The organism is Ideonella sp. BN130291 (genome assembly GCF_036231905.1).
Lineage (GTDB): Bacteria > Pseudomonadota > Gammaproteobacteria > Burkholderiales > Burkholderiaceae_C > CAMLIZ01.
Map to the genome: position 1 here is coordinate 512,198 of NZ_JAZARE010000004.1, position 11,522 is coordinate 523,719.

The 11,522-nt window shown below is 69.4% G+C and carries 9 protein-coding genes; 6 read left to right on the top strand and 3 right to left on the bottom strand.

Annotated elements, in window-relative coordinates; all coding sequences use genetic code 11:
• The first annotated feature begins 29 nt into the window (after positions 1 to 29).
• Entirely contained in the window at positions 30 to 635 is a 606-nt protein-coding gene (locus VPH43_RS11510; protein WP_328577833.1) for a response regulator, read from the top strand.
• 16 nt (positions 636 to 651) lie between these two features.
• Here the strand turns inward: VPH43_RS11510 and VPH43_RS11515 are convergent, their stop codons facing one another.
• On the bottom strand, positions 652 to 1,962 hold the full coding sequence (locus VPH43_RS11515; RefSeq protein WP_328577834.1) for a sensor histidine kinase: 1,311 nt from the start codon (positions 1,960 to 1,962) through the stop codon (positions 652 to 654).
• Positions 1,963 to 2,169: 207 nt separating this feature from the next.
• On the opposite strand from VPH43_RS11515, the gene VPH43_RS11520 reads away from it, so the two are divergent.
• Genes VPH43_RS11520 through VPH43_RS11530 form a run of 3 tightly spaced genes read left to right on the top strand, consistent with a single transcriptional unit; the run spans position 2,170 to position 9,074 of the window.
• Positions 2,170 to 4,977: a response regulator gene (locus tag VPH43_RS11520; RefSeq protein ID WP_328577835.1), complete on the top strand. Its 2,808-nt coding sequence runs from the start codon at positions 2,170 to 2,172 to the stop codon at positions 4,975 to 4,977.
• The gene (locus VPH43_RS11525; protein ID WP_328577836.1) at positions 4,974 to 7,205 is read left to right on the top strand and encodes a putative bifunctional diguanylate cyclase/phosphodiesterase; all 2,232 of its coding nucleotides are present in this window, start codon (positions 4,974 to 4,976) and stop codon (positions 7,203 to 7,205) included. The genes VPH43_RS11520 and VPH43_RS11525 overlap by 4 nt, the downstream gene beginning before the upstream one ends.
• Positions 7,206 to 7,220: 15 nt before the next feature.
• Positions 7,221 to 9,074 (top strand): GGDEF domain-containing protein, encoded by a 1,854-nt coding sequence (locus VPH43_RS11530; protein ID WP_328577837.1) that lies wholly within the window; start codon positions 7,221 to 7,223, stop codon positions 9,072 to 9,074.
• Positions 9,075 to 9,092: 18 nt separating this feature from the next.
• Here the strand turns inward: VPH43_RS11530 and VPH43_RS11535 are convergent, their stop codons facing one another.
• A complete protein-coding gene (locus VPH43_RS11535; RefSeq protein WP_328577838.1) occupies positions 9,093 to 9,248 on the bottom strand; it encodes a DUF3096 domain-containing protein in 156 nt (51 codons plus the stop codon).
• Between the two features lie 134 nt (positions 9,249 to 9,382).
• On the opposite strand from VPH43_RS11535, the gene VPH43_RS11540 reads away from it, so the two are divergent.
• Positions 9,383 to 9,802, top strand: coding sequence for a hypothetical protein (locus tag VPH43_RS11540; RefSeq protein ID WP_328577839.1), 420 nt, complete (start codon positions 9,383 to 9,385; stop codon positions 9,800 to 9,802).
• Between the two features lie 24 nt (positions 9,803 to 9,826).
• Here the strand turns inward: VPH43_RS11540 and VPH43_RS11545 are convergent, their stop codons facing one another.
• Complete coding sequence (locus tag VPH43_RS11545) at positions 9,827 to 10,345, bottom strand: septal ring lytic transglycosylase RlpA family protein (RefSeq protein WP_328577840.1); 519 nt, start codon at positions 10,343 to 10,345, stop codon at positions 9,827 to 9,829.
• A gap of 74 nt (positions 10,346 to 10,419) precedes the next feature.
• On the opposite strand from VPH43_RS11545, the gene VPH43_RS11550 reads away from it, so the two are divergent.
• Positions 10,420 to 11,364: a PEP-CTERM sorting domain-containing protein gene (locus VPH43_RS11550; protein ID WP_328577841.1), complete on the top strand. Its 945-nt coding sequence runs from the start codon at positions 10,420 to 10,422 to the stop codon at positions 11,362 to 11,364.
• Positions 11,365 to 11,522: the final 158 nt, after the last annotated feature.

The following is an 11,522-nucleotide window of genomic DNA, read 5'->3' on the forward strand; positions in this document are numbered from 1 at the left end:
ATACACCAATTCAAACAGCGGCGGGCAACATGGGCGGTAAGGGAAAGATCCTGGTCGTCGACGACGACCGGTTGGTGCTGGCCACGGTGGCCCACGGCCTGGCCCAGGCCGGCTACGAGGTGATCGACGCCGACAACGGCGATGACGCCATCCTGCTCGCCCGCCAGCACAAGCCCGACCTCGCCTTGCTGGACATCCGCATGGAAGGCAAGAGCGGCCTCGACGTAGCCGCCTACCTGCGCGAGTACTGCCAGACGCCATTCATGTTCCTTTCGGCCTTCTCCGATGAGCACACGGTGGAGCAGGTGAAGGCGCTGGGCGCCATTGCCTACCTGGTCAAGCCGCTGGACATCGGGCAGATCGTGCCCACCGTGGAGGCCGCGTTCGCCACTGTGGCGGCGCGCAATGCGGAGCTCGCCGCGGCCGGCGCCGGCCACCAGCCGGCCAGCAACGACGAGGTGGCCGACGTCATCCCCATCGCCATCGGCATCCTGATGCACCGCTATTCGCTGCTGCGCGGCGATGCGCTCGACCGCCTGCACCGGCTGGCACTGGGTGAAGGCCATTCGCTGCATGCCCAGGCCGAGCGGCTGGTGGAAGCGGTGGAACTGCTGGCCCTGCCTGGCAAGGCATAGCCCGCCTTGGGCACGCTCAGCGCGAAGGCAGCGTGAAGTAGAACGCCGCGCCCTGGCCCACCTCCGACTCGGCCCACACCTCTCCGCCATGGCGGCGCACGATGCGCCGCACCGAGGCCAGGCCCACGCCGGTGCCCTGGAAGTCGTTGGCGCTGTGCAGGCGCTGGAACACGCCGAACAGCCGGTCGGCAAAACGCATGTCGAAGCCGGCCCCGTTGTCGCGCACCACGTACACCTCGCGTCCCTCGACCTGCACGGTGCCGAAGCTGATGCGGGCGCTGCCACACTTGCCGGTGTACTTCCAGGCGTTGCCCAGCAGGTTCTCCAGCACCATGCGCAGCAGGGTGGGGTCGCCGTGCGCCATCAGGCCGGGCTGGATCTCCACCTCCACCGTCCGCTGGCAGGACTCCCGCTTCAAGTCGTCCACGATGAAGCCGGCCAGCTGCGACAGGTTGACCGGCTGGCGTGCCAGCGGCTGCGTGCTCAGTGCGCTGAGCGCCAGCAGCGCATCGATCATGCTGTTCATGCGGGCGGCCGCACCCAGCACGCGGTCGAGGTGGTCGTTGCCGATGCGGTCCAGCACCCGGCCGTAGTCTTCCTTGAGGATGCGGGTGAAGCCCTCCACCACGCGGATGGGCGCACGCAGGTCGTGCGACACGGTGTAGCTGAACGCCTCCTGCTCCGCCGCCTCGTCGTTGTTGCCTGCGGGAGCCGCGGCGGGCAGCATCACCAGCAGCTGGGTGGCACCCGGGCCGCCGCGTGCGTGGTACTGCTCCAGCCGCAGCGACCAGCCGGCGTGCTGCAGGCTCTGGCCGGGCGCGAGCTGGCGCACGGCCTGCTGCAGCGGCGCCGGCAACGCGGCGGCCAGCGCGGCCCAGTCCGCCGGCTTGGGGGTGGGGCTGTCGCGCAACAGCGCGTCGGCCGCCTCGTTGCAGCGCCACAGCTTCAGCGCTGCCTGTTCATGGTCGCGCGTGAAGAGCCAGGCCGGGCCCGGCATGCTGCGCAAGGTGAGCGTGAGAGCGGCCGTGTCGATGCCGTCGGCGCTGGCCGGCGTGGTGGCCTCGGGCTTGCGCTGCGCCTGCTCCAGCAGGCCCAGCCGCGCATGGAAGTGCCCCGCCGCGGCGGCACACGCGCCCACCAGCAGCAGCGCGGCCACGCCGAAGAGCCAGACCGAGCCGTTGCCGTCAGTGGCCGGCGCATCGGGCGCCGACCCGGCCCACAGGGACCAGCCCATCACCACGACCGCGGCAAGCACCGCGGCGACGATGGCGTAACGCAGCAACCCTTGGCGCGTGGCCGGGGTGCGTGGTTCTATCGCACGGTGCATCGGTCCATTGTAAGGACGGGTGCGCTGCCCACGGCGCCCGGGAACTAGGCGTTTGCCCACGGGCGCGCGCTCGTTCAGCGGCGTGCGGCTCAAGTTCGGCTGTTTCCAGACGAAACCAGAAGAAGCTGGCGGGTTCCGACCCGGCCGGCGGCGCGAACTTGGCGCCACCGAATGTTCGCCTGCCAGCCTGGTCCTTCGTCGCGCGAGATGTCCACCTCCCTGCTGCCCTCTGCCGAGCCGCCTGCCGCCGCGCCCGACGCGCTGATGCAGGACGCGGCCTTCCTGCGCGCGCTGACCGACAACCTGCCCGCCAGCTTGGTGGTGATGGAGGCGCGCGAGCTGCGCATCGTGCACCTGAACCAGCAGGCCGTGCGCGAGCTGCGCATCGACCCCGCGCTGGCGCTGGGGCACAAGGTCACCAGCGTGTTCAAGGGCCTGCTGCCGCCCGACGCCGAGCAGGCCATGTGGCGGGCTGTGCGCGAAAAGCGTGTCATAGAGCACGAATTCATCGTGCTCGAAGAGCCGCCGCGCCGCATCATCAACGCCCGCTTCCTGGCCGCCTATGGCGACGACGGCAAGCCCAGGGCGCTGATCGCGATCGCGCGCGACGTGAGTGCGGAGCGCCGGGCGCAGCACGAGCTGGCGGAGTCGCGCGTGCGCTTCCGTGAATTCGCCGATGCGGTGGACGACGGCGTGTTCGTCGCCAACCTGCAGCGCACGCAGTTCCACTACCTGTCCTCGCGGGTGCTCGATGCCTGGGGGGTGGACGAATCCCAGCTCGGCGAAGCGCCACGCTGCTTCTTCGAACGTGTGCTGCCTCAAGATCACGAGATCTACTTCAGCCGCTTCGAGCGTGAGCAGCGCGGCGAGCCGGTGGACGTGAGCTTTCGCGTGCAGCATCCCGCCAAGGGGGTGCGCTGGCTGCGTTCACGCACCCGGGCGCAGGCGCTGCACGACGGCGAGCTGTGCGTGTACGGCCTGATCACCGACGTGACCGATGACCGCGAGCATGAGCTGGAGCTGCAGCGTGCGCGCGACGCGGCCGAAGCCGCCAGCCAGGCCAAGAGCCAGTTCATGGCGAACATGAGCCATGAGATCCGCACGCCGATGAACGGCATCCTCGGCATGACCGAGCTGTTGCTGGGCACGCCGCTCACCGACAAGCAGCGCCGCTTCGCGCAGGCGGTGTACCGCTCGGGCGAGTCGCTGCTGGAGATCATCAACGACATCCTGGACTTCTCGAAGATCGAGGCCGGCAAGCTGGAGCTGGCACCCTGCGACTTCGCGCTGCGCGATGTGGTGGAGGACACCCTGGAGCTGCTGGCCCCGCGCGCCCATGAAAAGCGGGTGGAGCTGGGTTTTCGCGAGCAGCCTGGCCTGCCCGCCATGGTGCATGGCGATCCGCTGCGCCTGCGCCAGGTGCTCACCAACCTGGTGGCCAACGCCATCAAGTTCACCGAAGCCGGCGAGGTGGTGGTGGACCTGAAGCTGCCTCATGACGGCCCGGCGCACGAGTTCGTCTTCGAGGTCAGGGACACCGGCATCGGTATCGAGCCGGAGCTGCTGCCGCGCCTGTTCAATGCCTTCACCCAGGGGCATGGCGGCATGTCGCGCCGCTACGGCGGCACCGGGCTGGGGCTGGCCATCTCCAAGCAGCTGGTGGAGCTGATGGGCGGCAGCATCTCGGCCCAGAGCACGCCGGGGGTGGGCTCGTGCTTCCGCTTCACGCTGCCGCTGGCGCCGGCGAGCCCCGACGCCCTGGTGCCCGATGGCGACGCCCAGAGCCTGCCCGGCATGCGGGTGCTGGTGGTGGAGGACCAGGAGACCAACCGCACCGTGCTGGAGAACATGCTGGGCGCCTGGGGCCTGCATGTGGTGGTGGCCGAACACGGCATGAAGGCGCTGGAGATCCTGCGCGGGCGCACGCCGGTGGACCCGCACTTCGACCTGGCGCTGGTGGACATGAAGATGCCCGGCATGGATGGCCTCGCCCTGGCACGGGCCTTGCGCGACGAGGGCATCCAAGCCCAGATGAAGCTCATCTTGCTGTCCTCCGTGGCTGCCCCCGACGATGCCCGTGCCGCGCTGGCTGCGGGTTTCCACCGGTTCGTGGCCAAGCCGCTGCGCAAGACAGAGTTGCGCCAGGCCATCCTTGGCGTGGCCCAACCCCCTTTGGGGGGGGCGCCCTTGACGGTGGCGCTGCATCGCCACATCCTGGTGATCGAAGACAACGTCGTCAACCAGGAGGTGGTGAGCCAGATGCTGCGCGGGCTCGGCTGTCAGGTGCGGGTGGCCGCCAGCGGCCTGCAGGGCCTGAAGGCCTTGTGCGAACACCGCTACGACCTGGTGCTCATGGACATCCAGATGCCCGGCATGGACGGCACCGAGGCGCTGCAGTGGTTTCGCCGCGGGCCGACCCGCCGGTTTCCCTTCATCACCCCGCCCACCACGCCGGTGGTGGCCGTGACCGCCAACGCACTGGGCGGCGACGAGGAACGCTTTCTCGCGTTAGGCTTCGACGACTATCTCTCCAAACCTTTCCGGCAAAGCCAACTCCACACCATGCTCAGACGCCGCCTCTCTCCCGCCGCCCCCGCGTCCGGCCCCGATGCCGGGGGCGCGCCATCGTCGGCGCCGCCTGGCCGCAGCGGCATGGACGGCTTGACCCAGGTGCTGGACGCCCAGGCCCTGGAGCGGCTGCGCGAGCTGGACCCCAGCGGGGCCAACGGCCTGCTGAACCGGGTGTTGCGCGCCTTCGAGGGCTCCCTGCAACGCTTGCTGCAGCAATTGCAGGACGCGCGGCGCGTGGGCGACCATGCCGCGATGCGCCACGTGGCCCACACGCTGAAGTCCTCCTCGGCCAGCGTGGGGGCGCTGGAGCTGTCCAAGGTGTGCGCCGACATCGAGCGTCGCATCCGTCAGGATGACACCGAGGGCCTGGACAGCCTGCTCGATGGTATGGTGACGGAAAGTGACCGCGTCCTGGCGGTCCTGAAACCAGCGCTGGACCGATGAACCTGCAGCACGCCTTTGCCGACGACGACGGCCTGGAGCAGCCGAAGGTGCTGCTCGTGGACGACGACGAGGTGAACCTGCTGCTCACCGCCATCGCCCTGCGCGAGCGCGGTTTTGCCATCACCGAGGCCTCCAGCGGCGAGCGCGCCTTGCAGATGCTGGCCGACTGGTCGCCCGACATCATCGTGCTGGACGCGATGATGCCCGGGCTGGACGGCTTCCAGACCTGCCGCGAGCTGCGGGTGCTGCCGGGCTTCGAGAACATTCCGGTGCTGATGCTCACCGGGCTGGACGACGACGCCTCCATCACCCGGGCCTACCAGGCCGGTGCCACCGACTTCTTCGTCAAGTCCACCCAGTGGAGCCTATTGGCGGGGCGCCTGCGCTACCTGCTGCGGGCGTCCCGGACCCGGCTGGAGCTGGAGCGCAGCAAGGCCAAGCTGGCGCGCGCGCAGGACCTGGCGCGCATGGGCAGCTTCGACTGGCGCCGGGCCGAAGGCGGCTTCACCTTGTCGCCCGAAGGCCTGCGCGTGTTCGGCCACGGGCCGGGCGACCACCTCACCTTCCGCCAGCTGCTGCGCATGGTGCCGGCGGCCGAGCGGCGCGGCCTGCTGCGCCTGCTGCACGAGGTGATGAACCACAGCTCGGTGCTGGCCACCGACGTGCCGGTCACCCTGTACGACGGGCGCCAGCGCATCATCCATGTGGAGGCGGAGCCGGAGTTCAACGAACACGGCCAGAGCGCGGGCTACACCGGCATCGTGCAGGACGTGACCGATCGGCGCATCGCCGAGGACAAGATCCGCCACCTGGCCAACTTCGACACGCTCACCGGCCTGCCCAACCGGCGCCAGCTGATCTGGCGCACCGAGCGCGCGCTCGAACACGCGCGCCGGCTGGACCACAACGCCGCGCTGCTGCTGATCGACCTGGACCGCTTCAAGGTCATCAACGACACGCTCGGCCATGCGGCCGGCGACGAGCTGCTGATGGAAGTGGCGCGCCGCCTGCGCGGCTGCGTGCGCCACAGCGACCAGGTGATGGAAGGCGCGCTCGAGGCCGTGGGCTCGCGCTCGCACCGCACGCTGGAGGCCGTGGGCCGCCTGGGCGGCGACGAGTTCGTGGCCCTGCTGCCCGAGGTGATCGACGAGCGTGACGCCGAGCGCGTGGCCCAGCGCATGCTGGACGTGATGCGCGAGCCGATCTTCGTGGGCGGGCAGGAGTGCTTCTGCACCGCCAGCGTGGGCATCGCGATGTACCCGCGGGACGGCGCCACGGTGGCCGACCTGCTGCGCAATTCCGACGTGGCGATGTATTCGGTCAAGTCGGCCGGGCGCAACTCGTCGTCGGTGTACAGCCCGCAGCTGGCCGGCCGCGGGCGCGAGAAGCTGGAGCTGGAAAGCGCGCTGCACAAGGCGATCGAGCGCAACGAGCTGGTGCTGCACTACCAGCCGAAGGTGGACGTGCGTGCCGCCCGCATGGTGGGCGCCGAGGCGCTGATGCGCTGGCAACGTGGCAACACGCTGGTGCCACCGGGTGACTTCATCCCGCTGGCCGAGGAAACCGGGCTGATCGTGCCCTTGAGCGAATGGGCGTTGCGCGAGGCCGCGCGCCAGGCCAAGGTGTGGCAGGTGAGCTTCGGCTTCAACGATTCCATCGCGGTCAACCTGCCCAACCGGCTGTTCGAGCGCTCCGACCTGGTGGAGCACATCCACGAGTCGGTCAGCATGTATGGCGTGCCGCACCGTGCGATCCAGCTGGAGATCACCGAAACCGGCCTGATGAAGGACCTGCAGAACGTCATCCCGTCGCTGCACCGGCTCAACGAGATCGGTGTGGAGATCTCGATTGACGACTTCGGCACCGGCTATTCGTCCCTCGCGTATTTGACAACGCTGCCGATCTCCGAGCTCAAGATCGACCGCAGCTTCGTGCGCGACTTGGGGATAACGCCGCAGAGCTCCGCGGTGGTCACCGCCATCATCGCCCTGGCCCGCTCGCTCGGTTTGCGCGTCATCGCCGAGGGCGTGGAAAACCTGCGCCAGATGGAAGTGCTGCACCGCCTGGGCTGCGGCGTGATGCAGGGCTTCCTGTTCAGCCGCCCGATCCCGCCCGACGACCTGGAACGCTGGCTGCAGCAGACCGTGCTGCCGCGCAAGGCGCCCTGGATCGGCCAGGCCAGCGCGCTGGACGCCGCCGACGGCGCACGCCTGGTCGGCGGGCGCTGAAGCGCGGGGCCCCAGGTGGACATCCCGCGCGACACCGGGCGAGCCGCGGGTGCGCGCACCGGCGCCACCGCCTCCAACGTCATCCCCGCCGGCAGCCAGGCGCCGGCCATGATCGCCAAGGCGGCGCTGCGCCGGCTGGCGATGTCCAAGCTCGAGCCCACGCCGGAAAACTACGCACGCGCCTATGCCGAAGAAGCCGGCTCGTCCGCGCCGCCACCGTTCCCCGAACGGGCCCGGCCCTTGATCGAGCGCCTGGTGCAGCGCACCGGCGACGAACCGGCCGTGCGGGAAGAGCTCGCCAAGGCCTTGCTGCAAGGCCGCTGGGACGATGCGCAGCGCGCGCTGGACCGCGGCGCCGACAGCGGCGTGGCGCAGGCCCAGGCCTGGGCCGCGCTGCTGGAGCGTGTGGCGCGCGGGCTGGAACGCGGTGGCCGCCAGTGGACGGTGGGCCGCAAGAAGGAAAGCCTGCAGCGCGTGCTCGAAGGCAGCCGCAGCGACATGCAACGGCTGCAACAGCGCCTGAAGCAGCTGGTGGGCGGCTGGGAGACCGACAGCGTGGACGAGGCGGTGGATACCGGTTTCGGCGACCTGCCTGACACACCGGCCGAAACGGTGGACGCAGCGGCACCCACCAGCCTGGTGCCGGCGCCGCCACCGGTGGCCCCCGCCGTGCCCGCCGGTGCCTGGCAGCCCCTGGTGCGCCAGCTGGAGACCACCGTGCAGGCAGCCCTGCCCAGCGGCGAGCCGCGCGCGCAAGAGCTGGCCGACGAACTCGCCCACCTGGCCGGGCGCATTGCCGCCGACGGCGCCACGCCCGAGCTGGCCACCGCGGTGGAGCAGGTGTGCCAGCGCGCCCGCCGCCTGCTGGCGCACCGCCATCACCTGCTCGATCGCCTGGTGGTGCTGTGCCAGGAGCTGGCGGCGGGCCTGACCGAGCTGTCGGAGGACGAGAGCTGGGCCCGCGGCCAGTGCGAGGCGCTGCAGGCCCGCCTGGGCGACGCGGCCAGCGTGCGCGGTGTGCGCGCGGCCACCGAGCTGCTGATGCAGACCCGCACGCGCCAGCACCAGCTGCGCAGCGAGCGCGATGCGGCGCGGGATGCCCTCAAGGGCCTGATCCACCGCATGCTGGAGGAGCTGGGCGCGTTGAGCGAGCACACCGGCCGCTTCCATGACAGCGTGGGCCGGTATGCCGAGGTGGTGGAGCAGGCCGACTCGCTGGAAAGCCTGGCCGGCGCGGTGCGCGAGATGGTGGAAGAAAGCCGCACCGTGCAGTCGCTGGTGAGCCAGACGCAGGACCGGCTCAAGACCGAGCACAGCCGCGCCACCGAGCTGGAAAGCAAGGTGCGCGAACTCGAAGGCGAGCTGCGCCGCCTGTCCGACGAGGTGTCCACCGACGCGCTCACGCAGATCAACAACCGGCGCGGCCTGCAGCAGGCCTTCGAGGTGGAGCGCGCCAAGCTGGAGCGCGACGGCGGCGAGCTGGCGCTCGGCCTGCTGGACATCGACAACTTCAAGAAGCTCAACGATTCACTCGGCCACGGCGCGGGCGACCAGGCCCTGAAGGCGCTGGCTGAGCATGTCAAAGGCTCGCTGCGGCCGATCGACGTGGTAGCGCGCTACGGCGGCGAGGAATTCGTGGTGGTGCTGCCCGGCACGCCGGTGGACGAGGCGCAGCAGGTGCTCACCCGGCTGCAACGCTCCCTGAGCGGCAGCCTGTTCATGCACGAGGAGCAGCCCGTCTTCGTGACCTTCTCCGCCGGCGTCACCACCTACCGCCTGGGCGAGCGCATCGAAGAGGCGCTGGAGCGCGCCGACGAGGCCTTGTACGAAGCCAAGCGCAGCGGGAAGAACCGCACCTGCATCGCCTGAAGCCGCCGGCGCAGCCGGTCAGTGCAGCCGCATGGCGCCCAGGCCGAACAGGCCGATCAGCCCGATGGCGATCAGGTACACGGCCACGATGAAGTTCAACAGCTTGGGCATCACCAGGATGAGGATGCCGGCGATCAGCGAAATGAGCGGTGTGAGGCTGAGGTGGATGTTCATGGGGTTTCCGGGCTGGGCAAAAGGCGCCGGCAAGCCCCGTGCCGCTGCGCTTGCACAAGGGAGTTGCCGCGTGTCACATCGATGGGCACACCGCCTGCTTGGAAGCTGTTCATCGGCGGTAGGTCACGATGGTCGTGCAGGCACCGTCACAGCAGCAGGACGACACGGTGGATGCAGCAACCGCACTTCAGGACTTGCAGGCGCTGGTCGATGACCTGCGAGGCATTTTGCGCCGGGCGTCGGCCAACGAGCTGACCAAGCAGGAGGCCGTGCAGCGCATCGACCTGGTGCTGGGCCCGCCGGTGCGCACCGACCCGGTGAAGTCCGGCCACCGCCTCGGCCCGGCCGTGCGCGCCTACGAGGAGCTGGTCAACGGCTGCCGGCTGGCGCTGGACCGGCTGCGTGCCGGCATGATCAACGAAGAAACCGCGTTCGAAGCCCTGGGCGGCCTGGTGTGCGGCACGCCGTATGAAGAAACCCAGTCGGACGTGCACGACATGACGCTGGATCCCATGCCGCCGCCACGCGGGCAGCGCAAGCGGCCGGGGGCGTGAAGCGCCTGGGGTGGGGCAGGGCGCTCAGCGCGCGGCACCCGCACCGGGCTTGATGCTCCCATCCGGTTGCGGCACCGCGATCGGCGCCACTTCCACCGTGGCCACACCCTCTTCGCGGTCGATGCCCAGGCGCGCTGCCGTGGCAGGCGACACGTCCAGGATGCGGCCCTTCACATGCGGACCCCGGTCCTCGATGGTCACCGTGGCGCTGCGCCCGTTTTCCAGGTTCGTCACCCGCGCGCGTGTGCCCAGCGGCAGGCTCTTGCTGGCGGCGTTGTCGTCCTTCGGGTCCATCGGCTCGCCGTTGGCCATGGTCTTTCCCGCGAAGCGGCCGCTGTAGAACGAGGCCTTGCCGACCCGCTTGCGGCCGGAATGGTCGATGGCGTGCTTGGAAGCCGGCGACGACGCTGCGGAGCGGCCGGAGGCGGCCGCCGGCGGCTCGGCCGCGTCGGCGGCCGCGTTGCACAGCGCGCACAGCGCGCACAGCGCCGCCAGAGCGAGCCAGCCATGAGCCATGCGACCTGCGCTGTGTCCGGCGTTCATGACGAACCTGATGGGTGCGGGATGGCATGCAAGCACTGTGGCGAGGACCGGTTTGAACAAGCGGTCACAACCGAGTGCACATCGAGCAACCGAAGTGCCTGCGGACACCTCGCCGCGCCGATGATTTAGGGATCGTGGTAACCCGTCACCCCACCGACCATCGGTTCTTTCGTTCAGGGAGAACTTCAATGCAAACGACCATGATGCGCCGTCTGGCGCTGCGTTGGGCTTGTGCCTGCATGACCGTCGTCTGCAGCGCGATGGCTCCGGTGGCGCAGGCGACCACCGCGTCCGCGACGCTGTTCGACATCCAATTCCAGGTGTCGGACCTTGCGCCCGATGACGGGCAGGTCGCAGGCTTCGACTTTGCGAGCGGGGCGGCAGTGGCCCGCTCGGTGATCGACCTGATGAGCCCCCAGGCACCGCAACACCAGGCCGATGTGAAGGACGGCTGGCTGCCCGAGACGCAGGTGCTGATCAGTGGTACGGACACGTCCTTGTTCGCCGCCACTGGCGCGTTGTCCGGGCTGCAGGCCGATGTGCACACCACTGCCATCAACACGGGCGTGATCAGTACCGTGAACAACGACGTCTTCACCGACGTTCCGGGCGGGTCGGCCGGCATCTGGATCGCGCCGCAGACGTCGGTGGTGGTGAGTGCGCGTTACCACTGGGGGGTGAGCCTGGACGGATTCGGCTGCGTCGGGTCGGTCTGCGAAACCGCCATCGCCAACGTGAACTTCGGTGCACAGGACCTGTTTGGCAGATACGGCAGCTTCCAGGGGCTGTCCATTTCCGCGGACCCTGCACTGCCGGGTGCGCACAGTTTTGCCGGCGATGGTGAGTACAGCTTCACGCTGACCAACGCCAGCAACGACACGGTGGCCGCACTGATCTTTGCATCCGTGTGGGCATCAGGTTTCACGCCGCCGGCGCCTGTGCCTGAGCCAGCGACCTGGCTCACGGTGCTGGCGGGCCTCGGTGTGCTCGGCGGTCTGCGGCGCCGCGGGCGTTATTGATCCGCTTTCATCTCGCTGAGTCCAGAGGATGTCTCGGGAAGGTCTGAACAAGTCCGCGAATCATGCCGCGAGACGTTGTGTCGGTTGAAGGAATCGGGACAATCGGAACGATGAGCCAAATGAGCTTCTCAGATGCGGAATACGCCGGCAAGAGGAAG

Excerpts from the sequence above, each read along its gene's own strand:
- VPH43_RS11510 (WP_328577833.1), top strand. The coding sequence starts at position 30 with ATGGGCGGTAAGGGAAAGATCCTGGTCGTCGACGACGACCGGTTGGTG.
- VPH43_RS11515 (WP_328577834.1), bottom strand. The coding sequence starts at position 1,962 with ATGCACCGTGCGATAGAACCACGCACCCCGGCCACGCGCCAAGGGTTG.
- VPH43_RS11520 (WP_328577835.1), top strand. The coding sequence starts at position 2,170 with ATGTCCACCTCCCTGCTGCCCTCTGCCGAGCCGCCTGCCGCCGCGCCC.
- VPH43_RS11525 (WP_328577836.1), top strand. The coding sequence starts at position 4,974 with ATGAACCTGCAGCACGCCTTTGCCGACGACGACGGCCTGGAGCAGCCG.
- VPH43_RS11535 (WP_328577838.1), bottom strand. The coding sequence starts at position 9,248 with ATGAACATCCACCTCAGCCTCACACCGCTCATTTCGCTGATCGCCGGC.
- VPH43_RS11545 (WP_328577840.1), bottom strand. The coding sequence starts at position 10,345 with ATGAACGCCGGACACAGCGCAGGTCGCATGGCTCATGGCTGGCTCGCT.